The 15,773-nt window shown below is 59.4% G+C and carries 15 protein-coding genes; all 15 read left to right on the top strand.

Annotated elements, in window-relative coordinates:
• The first annotated feature begins 4 nt into the window (after positions 1 to 4).
• On the top strand, positions 5 to 2,203 hold the full coding sequence (locus IU367_RS05530) for a type IV pilus secretin PilQ (protein ID WP_274453641.1): 2,199 nt from the start codon (positions 5 to 7) through the stop codon (positions 2,201 to 2,203).
• Positions 2,204 to 2,394: 191 nt separating this feature from the next.
• Entirely contained in the window at positions 2,395 to 2,913 is a 519-nt protein-coding gene (gene aroK / locus IU367_RS05535) for a shikimate kinase AroK (protein WP_005298388.1), read from the top strand.
• Positions 2,914 to 2,927: 14 nt separating this feature from the next.
• Positions 2,928 to 4,007, top strand: a complete 1,080-nt coding sequence (gene aroB, locus IU367_RS05540; protein ID WP_274453643.1) for a 3-dehydroquinate synthase — start codon at positions 2,928 to 2,930, stop codon at positions 4,005 to 4,007.
• Complete coding sequence (locus tag IU367_RS05545; protein WP_274453644.1) at positions 4,000 to 5,601, top strand: SPOR domain-containing protein; 1,602 nt, start codon at positions 4,000 to 4,002, stop codon at positions 5,599 to 5,601. The genes aroB and IU367_RS05545 overlap by 8 nt, the downstream gene beginning before the upstream one ends.
• Positions 5,602 to 5,671: 70 nt before the next feature.
• Complete coding sequence (locus IU367_RS05550) at positions 5,672 to 6,544, top strand: Dam family site-specific DNA-(adenine-N6)-methyltransferase (RefSeq protein WP_043135660.1); 873 nt, start codon at positions 5,672 to 5,674, stop codon at positions 6,542 to 6,544.
• Positions 6,545 to 6,917: 373 nt separating this feature from the next.
• Positions 6,918 to 7,592, top strand: coding sequence for a ribulose-phosphate 3-epimerase (gene rpe / locus IU367_RS05555; RefSeq protein WP_042867708.1), 675 nt, complete (start codon positions 6,918 to 6,920; stop codon positions 7,590 to 7,592).
• The gene (locus IU367_RS05560) at positions 7,579 to 8,247 is read left to right on the top strand and encodes a phosphoglycolate phosphatase (RefSeq protein WP_274453645.1); all 669 of its coding nucleotides are present in this window, start codon (positions 7,579 to 7,581) and stop codon (positions 8,245 to 8,247) included. The genes rpe and IU367_RS05560 overlap by 14 nt, the downstream gene beginning before the upstream one ends.
• A 39-nt stretch (positions 8,248 to 8,286) precedes the next feature.
• On the top strand, positions 8,287 to 9,291 hold the full coding sequence (gene trpS / locus IU367_RS05565) for a tryptophan--tRNA ligase (RefSeq protein ID WP_042867712.1): 1,005 nt from the start codon (positions 8,287 to 8,289) through the stop codon (positions 9,289 to 9,291).
• 123 nt (positions 9,292 to 9,414) lie between these two features.
• A complete protein-coding gene (locus IU367_RS05570) occupies positions 9,415 to 9,630 on the top strand; it encodes a hypothetical protein (protein WP_042867714.1) in 216 nt (71 codons plus the stop codon).
• 21 nt (positions 9,631 to 9,651) lie between these two features.
• Positions 9,652 to 10,233: an aminodeoxychorismate synthase component II gene (locus IU367_RS05575; RefSeq protein ID WP_241278505.1), complete on the top strand. Its 582-nt coding sequence runs from the start codon at positions 9,652 to 9,654 to the stop codon at positions 10,231 to 10,233.
• A gap of 277 nt (positions 10,234 to 10,510) precedes the next feature.
• Positions 10,511 to 11,728, top strand: a complete 1,218-nt coding sequence (locus tag IU367_RS05580) for an aspartate aminotransferase family protein (protein WP_241278504.1) — start codon at positions 10,511 to 10,513, stop codon at positions 11,726 to 11,728.
• Between the two features lie 75 nt (positions 11,729 to 11,803).
• Positions 11,804 to 12,823, top strand: coding sequence for an arginine N-succinyltransferase (astA, locus tag IU367_RS05585; RefSeq protein ID WP_043135651.1), 1,020 nt, complete (start codon positions 11,804 to 11,806; stop codon positions 12,821 to 12,823).
• Positions 12,824 to 12,894: 71 nt separating this feature from the next.
• Complete coding sequence (gene astD, locus IU367_RS05590) at positions 12,895 to 14,364, top strand: succinylglutamate-semialdehyde dehydrogenase (protein ID WP_274453646.1); 1,470 nt, start codon at positions 12,895 to 12,897, stop codon at positions 14,362 to 14,364.
• A 130-nt stretch (positions 14,365 to 14,494) separates the two neighbouring features.
• On the top strand, positions 14,495 to 15,292 hold the full coding sequence (locus IU367_RS05595) for a DUF1338 domain-containing protein (RefSeq protein WP_274453648.1): 798 nt from the start codon (positions 14,495 to 14,497) through the stop codon (positions 15,290 to 15,292).
• Between the two features lie 184 nt (positions 15,293 to 15,476).
• Positions 15,477 to 15,731, top strand: coding sequence for a hypothetical protein (locus tag IU367_RS05600; RefSeq protein ID WP_043135646.1), 255 nt, complete (start codon positions 15,477 to 15,479; stop codon positions 15,729 to 15,731).
• Positions 15,732 to 15,773: the final 42 nt, after the last annotated feature.

Genomic DNA, 15,773 nt, shown 5'->3' on the forward strand with positions numbered 1-15,773 from the left:
TGCGATGAGAACAACAATCGGTACTGTAACCAGAGTTGCCCTGCTGTTTTGCGCCGGAGCATGGAGCCAGGCCTGGGCTGTGGCCACCTTGCAAGAGGTGAAGGTGAATCCGCTGATGGCCGACCAGCTGTTGCTGGAGTTGAGCTTCAGTGAACCGGTAAGCGGTTTTACCGACCGGCTATCCTATGAGCCCAATCAGCTGTTGCTGCATGTGCCGGGAGCCGTGGGGGCACTCAATGTCAATCCGCTGCCAATCAAGCAGCAGGGTGTCGATAACCTCAAGGTCGAGGGCAAGGGCGCCGGGCTCGACATCAAGATAGCGCTCGATCAATTGACCCCTTATCAGGTGCACCAGCAGGGCAACAAGCTGCTGGTCGCTCTGGGAGAAAAGGCAACCATGCCGCTGCCGGCTTCGACCCAGTCGGCTGGTATGGTCTCATCACCAGCGGCTTCGCCCGCCTTTGTCGATCCTCAACCAGTGGCGCAATCAGCCCTGATTAACACCCAGCTGGTCGCCCAGTCAGCCCCGGTGGCAGCACCAGTGGCCAGTAAACCCGTCTTGTCTGCGGCTCAAACCGGGGCGAGCGGCGCCTATTTCAACTCCGTCAAGGGGGTGGATTTCAGACGTGGCAAGGAGGGGCAGGGGGAGTTTCTGGTCACGCTGGACAACAGCTCGGCGGCAGTCGATGTCAGCAGCCGTGGCCAGACAGTGCTGGCCAAGTTCCATGGTACCAGGGTGCCGGATGACCTGCTCAATCTGATCAATGTGCAGGACTTTGCCACCCCCGTCTCCCAGGTGGAGGTGTTCCGTCAGGGCAATGACACCCTGTTCGAGCTCTCCATCAACGGCCAGTTTGATTATCGCTACGATCAGGCGGACAAGACGTTCATCGTCGAGGTGAAAAAACGCACCGCGGTGACCGCTGGCAAGCAGTATCAGGGCAAGCCGATTTCGCTGAACTTCCAGGACATCCCGGTGCGCACCGTGCTGCAGCTCATCGCCGATTTCAACAACCTCAACCTGGTCACCACGGACTCGGTGTCGGGCAATATCACGCTGCGGCTTGATGGCGTGCCTTGGGAGCAGGCACTGGACATCATCCTCAAGGTGAGAGGGCTGGATAAACGACTGGATAACAACATTCTGCTGGTGGCGCCGGCAGAAGAGATAGCCGCCCGCGAGAAGCAGCAGCTGGAGAGTCGCAATCAGGTGGCTGATCTGGCACCCCTCTATACCGAATACCTGCAGATCAACTATGCCAAGGCATCCGAGGTGGCGGCGCTGCTCTCCTCCGAAAGCACCAAGCTGCTTTCTTCCAAGGGGGCCGTGAGTGTCGATGAGCGGACCAACGTGCTGGTGGTCAAAGATACGGCAGATGTCATCAGCAACATCAAGCGCATGCTGGACATTCTGGACATTCCGGTCAAACAGGTGGTGATTGAAGCGCGCATGGTGACCATAGATGATGGTTTCGACGAGGCGCTCGGGGTGCGTTGGGGGGTGACCAAGAACGACGGTCACGGCAACAGCACGTCAGGCACCATCGAAGGCAATGACGGCTCCGGCAATAACAATGGCGGTTCGGCCATCACCCGTCCCGGGGTGGATGACAGATTGAACGTCAATCTGCCGGTGACCAATGCCGCTGGCACCCTGGCATTCCAGGTGGCCCGTCTGGCGGATGGCACCCTGCTGGACCTCGAGCTGTCGGCGCTGGAAAAAGAGAGCAAGGCTGAAATCATCGCCAGCCCCCGTGTTACCACAGCCAACCAGAAACCGGCGCTGATCGAGCAGGGGACCGAGATCCCCTATGTGGAGTCCTCCTCCAGTGGTGCCACCTCGGTCACCTTCAAGAAGGCAGTATTGAGCCTCAAGGTCACGCCGCAAATCACGCCGGACAACCGGGTTATCCTGGATCTGACCGTGACCCAGGATACCAAGGGTGAGACGGTACCAACCGGTACCGGTGATGCCGTCTCCATCAATGCCCAGTCCATCACCACTCAGGTGCTGGTCAACAATGGCGAGACTCTGGTGCTTGGCGGTATCTATCAACAGACCATCAAGAGCGACGTCAGCAAGGTGCCTCTGCTCGGTGATATCCCGGGTCTTGGCGTGTTGTTTCGCAAGACAACCAGCGAGAATAAAAAGCGGGAATTGCTGATTTTCGTGACGCCGAAGATAGTCACCGACGCCTTCTGAATGCTTTACATGTGAGGGTAAAACACATATAACCTTACGCCCCAATGAGGCTGGGGCGTAAGGGCTGCGGTTGCCAGTCCCGATTTCTATTGAGATAATCCCCCTCCTGATCCATCGCAAGACAAGGTTCATAGGTACCCCGATCGAGTGTTTGTCGGGGTCGTACAGTTTGTAATTACTAATGAAAAGACATGGCTGAGAAACGCAATATTTTCCTGATAGGTCCCATGGGTGCGGGCAAGAGCACCATAGGTAGACATCTGGCAGAACAACTGCATATGGAGTTTTTCGACTCAGATCATGAGATTGAGCGCCGCAGTGGTGCCGATATCGGCTGGGTGTTCGATGTTGAAGGCGAAGAGGGTTTCCGGATCCGCGAAGAGAAGGTCATAGGCGACCTTTCAGAACAGCAGGGTATCGTGCTGGCGACGGGTGGCGGTGCCATCAAGAGCCGTGAAACACGGAACAAGCTCTCTGCTCGCGGTATCGTGGTGTACCTCGAAACAACGATTGAGAAGCAGCTGGCGCGCACACAAAGAGACAAGCGCCGCCCACTGCTGCAAACCGAAGAGCCGCCGCGCGAAGTACTAGAGCGTCTGGCACAAGAGCGCAATGCGCTGTATGAAGAAGTGGCTGACTTTGTCATCCAGACTGATGATCAGAGCGCTAAAGTTGTTGCCAATCAAATTGTTAAGTTGATTGGCATGTAATCTAGAGGACGTCCATGGAAAGGTTGAAGGTCGAACTGGGTGAACGCAGCTATCCCATCGAGATAGCGGCGGGTCTGTTGCAGCATGCAGAGGTGCTGACACAAACCATCAAGGGCAAGCGGGTCATGATAGTGACCAATACCGTTGTCGCACCCTTGTATCTTGAGCGGATTATCCAGTTGCTGTCCGGTTTTCAGGTAGAACACCTGATCCTGCCGGACGGTGAGGCCTACAAGACCCTGGCAACCTTCGAGCGGATCATGTCTGCTCTGCTGGAAACCAACCATGGTCGGGACACTACACTGATCGCCCTGGGGGGCGGTGTGATAGGGGATGTTGTCGGCTTTGCTGCGGCAAGCTACCAACGTGGCATTCCTTTTATTCAAGTGCCTACCACACTGCTCTCCCAGGTTGATTCCTCCGTCGGCGGCAAGACCGCCGTCAATCATCCCCTCGGCAAGAACATGATTGGGGCCTTCTATCAGCCCAAGCATGTGGTCATCGACACCGAATGCCTCAAGACCCTGCCTGCCCGTGAATTTGCCGCCGGCATGGCTGAGGTCATCAAGTACGGCATCATATGGGACGCCGAATTCTTCTCCTGGCTCGAAACCAACATGTCCCGTCTGCAGGCGCTGGAACCGGCTGCCTTGGCCTATGCTATTCGTCGCTGCTGCGAGATAAAGGCCGATGTGGTGGGGCAGGACGAGACGGAGCACGGTGTGCGTGCCCTGTTGAACCTGGGCCACACCTTTGGTCACGCCATCGAGGCCGAGAAAGGCTACGGTAACTGGCTGCACGGCGAAGCCGTTGCCGCAGGCATGATGCTGGCCGCATTCACGGCCGAGGCGCGTGGCGAGCTGGATAACCGGCAGGTTGCCCGTATTCGCGATCTGCTGCTGGCCGCGAATCTGCCGGTACAAGCACCGGCCGAGATGGATTTTGATGCCTTCATTCGCCATATGCGGCGTGACAAGAAGGTACTGGAAGGCAAGCTGCGACTGGTGCTGCCGGTCGGTATCGGTCATGCACAGGTGGTGGCCGATGTCTCTGATGCTGAATTGTTGGCGGTGATCGAGTCTGGTCGTGAGTAATAATAAACTGCTTAAACTTCCTTCCCAGCGGCAGCTGGTTGACCGGCTGCTGCACCTGATTGAGTTCAATCACCCCTTTATTTTTCTCTGTGGCAAGCACGGCAGTGGTCGCGGCACCCTGTGTGAATCCCTGCTCGGCGCCCTGCCCGAAAAAGTACGGGTGGTGAGCCTGATTGGCAGCTCTGCCATGAAGATGGCGGACGTGCGCCAGTTGCTGTTGCCGCAGGTGGTGGCAAGGCCGCTGTTCAATCCACAGGATGCGCTGGCCGACAGCTTCTTTCGCATGCTGGAAGGCAAACCTGCCACCCTGCTGCTGCTGATCGAACGCGCCGACGAGTTGCCCGCCGAGCTGGTCGGCGAGCTGTGGAGCCTCTGTCGTCACAACGATACTCTGACCGTACCCCATCAGCTGGCCATAGTGCTCTCCGGCAGTGACGTCTGGTGTCGCAACCAGAAGGCGCAGCTGAAAGGGCGGGCCATGCCGGCACTGGAGCTGGAAGTCGCGCCACTGAGCGCGCCAGAGCAACGTATCTTCTTGTATGAGAAAGCCAAAGAGCTCAAGATCCCGACAGCCCTCTTGCCCAAGCTGAAAGTGGAAGAGATCCTGAAAGCGGCAAATGGACATCCGTCCACCATCATGCAGTTACTGGAGGATATCATGACCGACAGAAGGCCCAAGAAGCGTCAGGCCGAGTTGCCCGTCAAGAAGATTGCGACCGTGCTGGCACTGGTTGCCGCCGGTTTGCTGGCCCTGAGCTATCTGCTGCCAGCCCTGTTCAACGGTGAGAGCAAGAGCACTGCGCTGGAACCTGCACAAACCACCGCCTTGCCCATACCCGTTTCTGGCGGGGATCCGCTGACCATAGGCGGCAGTAACACCAGCCAGAATGGCAATCAGAACGCAACCAATGATGGCGGCGCTGGCAATCCTGGTGGAGTGGTGCGCGATTGGCAGCCGGATGCCAAGGTGCTGCCCAAGGCGGTCGAGAGCGAGACTGTGACCACGGAATCGACCAACTACGAGGGACGCCGGGTGGTGATCTCAGATGAAGTGGTCGAGAAACTGATGAAGCAGCCTGACGTCAGCGGTGCCTTGCCCACGGCCGTGGTGGATGAGCTGACCGGTGCCGGTTCCCAGGTCGTTGCAACTCAGCTTGCCCAGGCTCAGAATGCATCGACCCAGGGCCTGCTTGCCAAGCCGGCCACTGCGCCCAAGACCCAGAGCACCTCGGTTGCAACCAAACCGGCGGCCAAGCCAGCCGTGGTTGAACCCGTGGCGGCCCCCTCACCCAAGGTGGCATTGACGCCGGCGGCGACCCTGAACAAGAAGCCCAGGAATCATTACAGCGTCCAGCTGATGGGGGCGAGCAACACCAAGGCCGTCGACAAGTTCGTGGCCGAGCATGCGCTGGCCGGCAATATCTGGGTTTACAAAACCCAGTTCCGTGGCAGCCCTTGGTACGTGGTACTGCAAGGGGATTATGCCAACGCCGCCCAGGCCAAGGCCGCCATTCGCAAGCTCTCGCCCGCCCTGCTCAAGGGTCAGCCCTGGCCCAAGTCGTTTGCTCAGGTACAAAAAGAGTTGAAGCAATAGCCATTGCGCCCGGTAAGGGGGTAGAATCGTCCCCCTTTTTTGGTCGATGCCTTCTTAACACCGGATTTCCATGAAAAAAACACGCGCTTTTTTAAAATGGGCCGGGGGAAAATACTCCCTGGTTGAAGAGATTGCCGAGCGCTTGCCGGCTGGGCGTGTGTTGCTGGAGCCCTTCGTCGGGGCCGGGTCCGTGTTTCTCAACACCGACTACGACGCCTATGTGCTCAACGACATCAATCCGGATCTGATCTGCCTTTACAACCATCTCAAGCTGACGCCTGATCGATTCATCGCCGAGGCGCGCAAGTTGTTTGTGGCCGAGCACAACCACAAGGCGGCCTACTATCGGCTGCGTACCCAGTTCAACCAGACCGAGACCACCTTCGAGCGGGCGCTGCTGTTCCTGTTTCTCAACCGTCACGGTTTCAATGGTTTGTGTCGCTATAACAAGAAGGGCGGCTTCAACGTGCCATTCGGTTCCTACAAGAAGCCCTACTTCCCGGAGAAAGAGCTGTGGGCTTTTGCCGAGAAGGCGCAGAAGGCGACCTTCATCTGCGAAAGCTACGCCGATGCCATCAAGCGCGCCGAACCGGACTGGGTTATCTACTGCGATCCCCCCTATGCGCCGCTCTCCACCACGGCGAGCTTCACTACCTATTCCGCAGGCGGCTTCACGCTGGATGATCAGGCCATACTGGCGCGGCTGGCCCGTCACACGGCGGCCCGCAAGGGGGTGCCCGTACTCATCAGCAACCACGACATAGAGCTGACCCGCGAGCTCTACCGTGGTGCGCGACTGGACGAGATCCTGGTCAAGCGCACCATCAGCCGCAACGGCGGCAGCCGCAACAAGGTGGCCGAGCTGTTGGCGCTCTATCCGCCCGGTATCGAGCCGGAGCAGGGTTACTACCCCAGCGACGCCGAGCTTGTCTCACTCGGCTGACCTTCTGGCGGCACCTTTGGGTGCCGCCGCTGTTTCTGCCTGTCGCTATCCTTGTGTTCGCATCGTTTTCGCCGGATATGGGCGGTAAAGCCGCAGGTCCGTTTTTTCCTCCCCGTGTATGAGGCGTTTTTATCGGATATGGGCGGTAAAGCTGCGGCCCGTTTTTTCCTCCCCGCGTTCGGGTTGTTTTCGCCGGATATGAGCGGTAAAGCCGCAGGCCCATTTTTTCCTCCCTGTGTATGGGGTGTTTTCATCGGATATGGGCGGTAAAGCCGCGGCCCATTTTTTCCTCCCCGCGTTCGGGTCGTTTTCATCGGATATTTGCGGTAAAATTGCGCCGCTTTTTCTGCCCGCTAGCCAATGGATGACGCTGATGAAAGACTTTCTGATTGCCCCCTCGATCCTTTCCGCCGATTTCGCCCGTCTGGGCGATGATGTCGCCAGGGTGCTGACCGCCGGTGCCGACGTGGTGCATTTCGACGTGATGGATAACCACTATGTCCCCAACCTGACCATAGGCCCCATGGTCTGTCAGGCGCTGCGCGACTATGGCATAGAGGCGCTCATCGATGTGCACCTGATGGTCAAGCCGGTGGATCGCATAGTCCCGGACTTCGCCAAGGCGGGCGCCAATCTGATCACCTTCCACCCGGAAGCGTCCGATCACGTGGATCGCACCCTGGGTCTCATCAAGGAGCAGGGCTGTCAGGCGGGTCTGGTGCTGAACCCGGCGACGCCGCTCTCCTGCCTCGAATACGTGATGGACAAGCTGGATGTGATCCTGCTGATGTCGGTCAACCCGGGCTTCGGTGGCCAGAGCTTCATCCCCGGCACCCTCGATAAGCTGCGCCAGGTGCGTCGCCTGATCGACGAGAGTGGCCGTGACATTCGTCTCGAGATCGACGGCGGCGTCAAGGTCGACAACATTCGCGAGATAGCACAAGCCGGTGCCGACATGTTCGTGGCCGGTTCTGCCATCTTCAGCCAGCCGGACTACAAGGCAGTGATCGACCGTATGCGTGCGGAGCTTGCCCATGTCGAACGCTGAGCGTGATTTTGATCTGGTGCTGTTCGATCTGGACGGCACCCTGATCGACAGCGCCCCTCAACTGGCGCTGGCGGTCAACCGTACCCTCACCGAACTGGGACTGGCCGAGGCCGACGAGGCCGTGGTGCGTACCTGGGTCGGCAATGGCGCCGACAAGCTGATCCAGCGCGCGCTGGATTACCGCGAGGCTCCTGCACTGTTTGCCAGGGCGCGCCCCCTGTTCGATCGGCATTATCAGGCCTGTCTGCTGGAAGGGCTGGCCATGTATGAGGGGGTGGAGCAGAGTCTGCGCCGCCTGCAAAAACTGGGTTACAAACAGGCCGTGGTGACCAACAAGCCGAGTCACTTTGTGCAGCCCATCCTGGATGCCCTCGGCATCGGCGACTGTTTCGCGCTCTGGCTGGGCGGCAACTGCGTGCCCGTTAAAAAACCCAGCCCGGATCCGCTGCTGCACGCCTGCCACGAGCTGGGCGTCAGCCCGTCGCGCACCCTGATGGTGGGCGACTCCGAGAATGACGTGCTGGCCGCTCAGGCCGCCGGCATGAAGGTGGTGGGACTGACCTACGGCTATAACTACGGCCGCCCCATCGCAGATTCCCGCCCGGACTGGGTATGCGAGCAGTTTGCCCAGCTCGATGCGCTGCTGGCCGAATAAGGCTGCTGGGCTGGCCGAATAACAAGGATTAACACTCTCATGACTAAACCAATCGTACTGAGCGGGGCCCAACCGTCGGGCCAGCTGACCATAGGCAACTACCTGGGGGCCCTGCGTCAGTGGGTCAACATGCAGGATGATTTCGACTGCCTCTACTGCATCGTCGACCTGCACGCCATCACCACCCGCCAGGAGCCGGCTGCCCTGCGCAAGGCGTGTCTCGATGCCGCCGCCCTCTATCTGGCGGTGGGGATTGATCCGGCCAAGAGCACCGTCTTCATCCAGTCTCACGTGCCACAGCACGCCGAGCTGGGCTGGATCCTGAACTGCTACACCCAGATGGGCGAGCTGTCGCGCATGACCCAGTTCAAGGACAAGTCCGCCCGTTTCGAGAACAACGTCAACGTCGGCCTGTTCGGCTATCCGGTGCTGATGGCTGCCGATATCCTGCTCTATCAGGCCAATCAGGTGCCGGTCGGCAACGATCAGAAGCAACATCTGGAGCTGACTCGCGACATCTGCACCCGGTTCAACAACCTGCACGGCGAGGTGTTCACTCTGCCCGAGCCCTTCATCCCCACCGACGGGGCGCGGGTGATGAGTCTGCAGGATCCGACCAAGAAGATGTCCAAATCTGACGACAACGAGGCCAACTTCATCGGCCTGCTGGAAGATCCCAAGCAGATCGTCAAGAAGATCAAGCGGGCGGTAACCGACTCCGACGAGCCGGCCGTGGTGCGCTTCGATCCGGAAAACAAGCCGGGTGTCTCCAACCTGCTGACCCTGATGTCCGGGGTGACGGGGCGCTCCATCCCAGAGCTGGAGCAGCACTTCGAAGGCAAGATGTACGGTCACCTCAAGACCGAGACTGCCGAGGCGGTCGTCGCCTTGCTGGAACCCATCCAGGCGCGCTTCCGCGAGCTGCGTCAGGATGAGGCTCATCTGCAAACAATTTTGGCGGCAGGTGCACAAAAGGCACGTGAAAGGGCTGAAAAAACCCTGACCAGCGTATATGATGTAGTCGGCTTCGTTCCTCGAGCCTGACATACTGGGAAGGTGTAGTAGAAGAGAGCTGGGTATTTGCCTGGCTTTCTTTGTTTTACCCGACCTGCTATTCGTTAATTCATCTTCCAATTTCAAACGCGGGCTTCTGCCCCAAGAGTAAGCATGTCTGTCGAATCCAATACCATGATTGAAGAGCTGGGCGACAAGGGTCACTGGCTGCGTAAATTTCGCAAGGCCAAGAACCTCAATACCCTGCAGCTGATGGTCTCCAACGCCATCGACAAATACCACAAGACCCCTGCCATCGCCGCCGCCATCTATCTGGCCGAGTGTCAGCGCGAGCGCGAAATGGAACAGGGTCGTTATCTGGATCGTTGATTCTCTGTTTCTGGTTACCCCATGCTGTTGCTGATCGATAACTACGACTCCTTTACCTGGAACCTGGTGCAGTATTTTGGCGCCCTGGGGCAAGAGGTGGTGGTGAAGCGCAATGATGAACTGACGCTGGACGCCATAGCGCAGCTATCCCCCCGTTATCTGGTGATCTCTCCCGGCCCCTGCACCCCCAATGAGGCGGGCATTTCCCTTGCTGCCATCAGCCGGTTTGCCGGCCAGCTTCCCATTCTGGGCGTCTGTCTCGGCCACCAGTCGCTGGCGCAGGCTTTCGGGGCTCGGGTGGTGCGCGCCCGTCAGGTGATGCATGGCAAGACGTCGCTCATCCGCCATCAGGGGCAGGGTATATTTCGCGGTCTGAACGACCCGCTGCGGGTCACCCGTTATCATTCGCTGATCGTGGATCAGGGCACACTGCCTGACTGTTTCGAGATCACCGCCTGGAGCGAGCACGCCGATGGCTCCTTTGACGAGATCATGGGCCTGCGCCACAAGCAGTTGAATATAGAGGGGGTTCAGTTCCATCCGGAGAGCATTTTGAGCGAACAGGGCCACCAATTGCTGGCCAATTTTTTAGCAAGTTCCTGAATAGTTGTGATCGGCCTCCCAGAATCGAAATGAGGCCAAAAATATTTTCCCTGACACTTTATTCACCTCCCTCCCTGTCCAAATTATCTCTTGCCAATACCCCCTGAGCCGTTATGCAATGCGGTTGCCTAAAATCTCACAGGCAATCGAACATTGTTCCCTGTAACTCGCTTTGTTGCAGACTTTTAGCTTTTTTTCTGTGACAATGCCGATGTGTTTACATGGATTTAACTTTTGGGCGGTGGATTATTCTGTCGCCAGATCGAAGGAGAGCAATATGTCAGAGTTGTTGGCAGTGACACGTGAAGTGTTTGATGAAGTGATGGTTCCCAACTATGCGCCCGCCAAGATCATCCCGGTGCGTGGTGAAGGGTCACGTGTCTGGGATCAGGAAGGCCGTGAGTATGTCGATTTTGCCGGCGGGATTGCCGTCAATGGCCTCGGCCATTGTCATCCCAAGCTGGTCGAAGCCCTGAAAACCCAGGGTGAGAAGCTGTGGCACCTTTCCAACGTGATGACCAACGAGCCGGCTCTGCGTCTGGCCAAGAAGCTGGTTGCCGCCACCTTTGCCGACAAGGTCTATTTCTGCAACTCGGGCGCCGAAGCCAACGAGGCGGCCCTCAAGCTGGCCCGTCGTTACGCCATCGAGAAGTTCGGGGAGCACAAGACCCAGATCATCGCCTTCCATCAGGGTTTCCACGGTCGTACCTTCTTTACCGTCAGCGTCGGTGGCCAGGCCGCCTACTCCGATGGTTTCGGTCCCAAGCCCGCGGATATCACCCATGTGACTTACAACGATCTGGCGGAGCTGGCTGCCGTCATCTCCGACAATACCTGCGCCGTGGTGATGGAGCCGCTGCAAGGGGAGGGGGGCATCATTCGTCCGACCGACGAGTTTGCCAAGGGCGTGCGCGAGCTGTGCGACAAGCACAATGCCCTGCTGGTCTATGACGAGGTGCAATCCGGGGTCGGCCGTACCGGTGATCTGTTTGCCTACATGGGTCTGGGCGTTACGCCTGACATCCTCACCAGCGCCAAGGCGCTCGGCGGCGGCTTCCCCATCGGTGCCATGCTGACCACCAACGAGATCGCGGCTCACCTGAAAGTGGGTACTCACGGCTCCACCTACGGCGGCAACCCGCTGGCGTGCGCCGTGGCCGAGGCGGTGATCGACGTGGTCAACACCCCGGAAGTGCTGAGCGGCATCAAGCACCGCGAGCAGCTGTTCCGCGCTGGGCTCGACGCCATCAATGCCAAGTACCACTGCTTCAGCGAAGTGCGTGGCAAGGGCCTGCTGCTCGGCGCCGTGCTGAACGACGACTACAAGGGCCGTTCCCGTGACTTCCTGCTGGCCTCCATCGATCAGGGGCTGATGGCACTGGTCGCGGGTACCAACGTGGTGCGTTTCGCCCCCTCGCTGGTTATCCCGGAAGCGGACATCAAGGAAGGGCTGGCCCGGTTCGAGAAAGCGGTTGCCCAGGTGGTTAACGCCTGATCCAAATTGAGGTGGGGAGCCCTCCCGGCAGGAGCCGGGACCCCACCTGTCGTCAATGAAAGGGAGTTGTCATTTATGTTGGTTATCCGTCCCATCGAGCAAAAAGATTTTGCCGGTCTCAAGACCTGTGCCATCGAATCCGGCACCGGCATGACCTCGTTGCCCGTCAACGATGAACTGCTGCAGCGCAAGATAGATGCTTCGACCCAGACCTTCTCGGACAAACCGGCAGGTAAGGGTGATTGCCTCTACTTCTTCGTGGCTGAGGATCTGGAGACCGGCGAAATGGTCGGTACCTGTGCCATCGATGCGGCCGTGGGCCTGTCCCAGCCGTTCTACAACTATCACATCGGCAAGGTGGTCCACTCTTCCCCCAAGCTCGGCATCTACAACGTGGTCGAGACGCTCACCCTGTCCAATGACTACACAGGCAATTCCGAACTCTGCACCCTGTTTCTGCGTGAATGCGCCCGCGAGGGGCTCAACGGCCGCCTGCTCTCCAAGCACCGTTTCCTGTTCATGGCCGAGCACCCGGAATTATTCGACGATACCGTCTTTGCCGAGATGCGTGGCGTCTCCGATGGCAATGGTCACAGCCCCTTCTACGAGTGGCTGCAAAAGCATTTCTTCTCGATGGATTTTCCCACCGTCGACTATCTCACCGGCATCGGCAAGAAGCGCTTCATCGCCGAGCTGATGCCCAAGTACCCCATCTACGTCAACCTGCTGAGCAACGAGGCGCGCGCCGTCATCGGCCAGACCCACGAGAAGACCCGCCCGGCCATCAAGATGCTGCAGGATGAAGGCTTCGTGAACCGGGGCTATGTCGACATCTTCGATGCCGGCCCTACAGTCGAGTGTGACGTGAAGAATATCCGCAGCGTGCGCCGCAGCCAGAAGTTGCGGGTGCTGATCGGCGAACCCATAGGTGGCAAGATCCACCTGGTCTGCAATGCCCGCTACGAGCACTACCGTGCCTGCTACGGCAATATCCGGGTCGATCTGGACAAGCACGAGGCCATCATTCCGCCCAAGATGGCGACGGCACTCAAGGTGCAAGATGGCGACATGGTACGGGCCGTCGATCTCGATTGAGCCGTATTGGCAGTAAAACCGCATATGAAACAGGCAGCCAAGGCTGCTTGCGAACCACAGGGAGTGAATGGATGAGCCAGTTAGTACAACTGATAGACGGTCAATGGCTTGCCGGTGAAGGCAAGCCATTCGAGTCAAGGGATCCGGCGAAGAACGAGGTGATCTGGCAAGGGGGCGCCGCCAGCGCCGCCCAGGTGGATGCCGCCGTCAAGGCCGCCCGCAGCGCCTTCTACCATTGGTCTGATATGAGCCTGGAGGCGCGTCTTGCCATAGTGCGCCGTTACGCCGAGCTGCTCGGCGAGCACAAGGAGGCGCTGGCGCTCACCATAGCCCGCGAAACCGGCAAACCGCTGTGGGAGACCCGCACCGAAGTGGCCGCCATGCAGGGCAAGATCGCCATCTCCATCCGCGCCCATGACGAGCGCACCGGCACGGTCGAAAACCCCATGCCGGGCGCCAAGGCGTTCGTGCGCCACAAGCCCCACGGCGTGGTCGCCGTGTTCGGCCCCTACAACTTCCCGGGCCATCTGCCAAACGGTCACATAGTGCCTGCGCTGATCGCCGGCAATTCCGTGGTGTTCAAGCCTTCCGAACTGACCCCCATGGTGGCCGAGGCCATGCTGAAGATCTGGCAGGAGGCGGGGCTGCCCAAGGGCGTGCTCAACCTGGTGCAGGGCGAGGTGGAAACCGGCAAGGCGCTGGCGGGCAACCCGGATATCGACGGTCTCTTCTTCACCGGTTCGTCCCGTACCGGCCACTTCCTGCATCAGCAGTTTGCCGGTCAGCCCGGCAAGATCCTGGCGCTGGAGATGGGCGGCAACAACCCGCTCATCGTCAAGGATGTGAGCGATATCGACGGCGCAGTTCACGCCATAGTCCAGTCCGCCTTCATCACCTCAGGCCAGCGCTGCACCTGCTCGCGCCGTCTGTTTGTCGAGCGCGGCGCCCGGGGCGATGCCCTGGTCAAGCGTCTGGTGGCGGTGGTCGGCCAGATCAGGGTCGGTCTCTATGACGCCGCCGAACAACCCTTTATGGGCGCCATGATCAGCGAGCGAGCTGCGCTCGGCATGGTTGAGGCGCAAGCCAAGCTGCAAGGGCTGGGTGGCGAGAGTTTGCTCTCCCTCAAGCACCTGGAAGCGGGCACCGGTTTCGTCTCCCCGGGCATCATTGACGTGACCGCGGTTGGTACGCTGCCGGACGAAGAGTACTTCGGCCCGCTGCTGCAGCTGATTCGCTACGACGACTTCGATGCCGCCATCGACCAGGGCAACGCCACCAGCTTCGGCCTCTCGGCCGGCCTGCTGGGTGACAGCGAGGCGGACTGGCAGCACTTTTTCAAGCGGATCCGCGCCGGTATCGTCAACTGGAACAAGCCCATCACGGGCGCCTCCAGCGCCGCGCCGTTCGGCGGCATAGGTGCCTCCGGCAACCACAGGGCGAGCGCCTACTACGCTGCCGACTACTGTGCGTACCCGGTGGCTTCCGTCGAAGACAGCAAGGCTGCCATGCCGGATCAGCTGTCTCCGGGTTTGACCTTTTAACAAGGAAGAGGCCGGCAGCAAGGCCGCCACGGCTGACACTGTCCTCCTCTGCGCTGAGCGCTGATAACAAAAAATAAAAGGGGCACTGAACAGGTGCCCTTGTCTGTACCCGCAATCAAAGGAAAGAGAGATGCAAAAGGATATCGACACCCTGTTCGGTCACTTGTGGGATAACTACATTCAAGTCACCCCGAGTGCCCTCAAGGTCCACACCCTGCTGGGTGGCGGCGAGCCCATCGTCAACGATCACGTGGCGTTTCGCACCTACAACCTGCCCAAGCTGGGGCTGGAGAAGCTGGCCGCCCACTTCCTGGCACTCGGCTACGAGCAGAAGGGCGAGTACGTGTTCAAGGCCAAGAAGCTCTACGCCAAGCACTTCGAGCATCAAGATCCGGATGCCCCCAAGGTGTTCATCAGCGAGCTGAAGGTGGAAGTGCTCTCCGAGGCTGCCCAGGCCATCATTCACAAGCTGGCGGATCAGGTACCCGATCACCTGACCGATACCCAGGCATTCCTCTATACGGGCGCTCCCTGGCAGGTCTCCTGGGATGATTACCAGACCCTGCTGGCGGAAAGTGAGTACGCAGCCTGGATGGCGGCCTGGGGTTATCGTGCCAATCACTTCACGGTCAATATCAATCGCCTCAAGCAGTTCGATACCATCCAACAGGTCAACGCCGCCCTCAAGGCGGCCGGCTTCGTGCTCAACGGCGTGGGTGGCGAGGTGAAAGGAGACCCGCAGGTGATGCTGGAGCAATCCTCCACCATGGCCGACAAGGCGGATGTACCCTTCAGCGACGGCGTGCGCACCATTCCGAGCTGCTTCTACGAGTTCGCCCTGCGCTACCCGCAGGCCGATGGCGTACTCTACCCGGGCTTCGTCGAAGCCTCGGCCGACAAGATCTTCGAATCCACCAACGCCATGTAACGGCGATGGTTGGAAAAAACGCCCCGCGAGGGGCGTTTTTTATGGGTTTTACGCAGGCCTGACGTCCCCTTTACCCCGCCTTGACCCTGCTTTTCCTGATTTTTCGCTAGCATGAAACCGCCCGCTTGAGCGGGCCATCGCCGCCCTCCGGCGGTGGATGTCGCGCGTTATTCGGAGTCATGCCATGAAGAGTGTTCTGCCCCTGTTGTTATTCCTCGCCACTGCCACCGCCATGGCCGCCGATCAGGGCAGCCGCACCCCGCCCAAGCCGCCTCGCGAGATGTCGGCCGAGATGAAGGCGGCCTTTGAGAGCTGCAAGGAGAGTGGCAAACCGGGGGAGGCCGCGTTTGACAGCTGCATGGCCGAGCTGGGTTTTGCCAGACCGACGGGCGCCGCCCCTGGCGGTGACAAGGGGGAGGATGAGGTGACGGCAAACTGAGAGTGAGCTGGCTACCCATTCGGGGTGAGCCAGTTTGCAACC

It is taken from the genome of Aeromonas bestiarum (assembly GCF_028751155.1).
GTDB lineage: Bacteria > Pseudomonadota > Gammaproteobacteria > Enterobacterales > Aeromonadaceae > Aeromonas > Aeromonas bestiarum.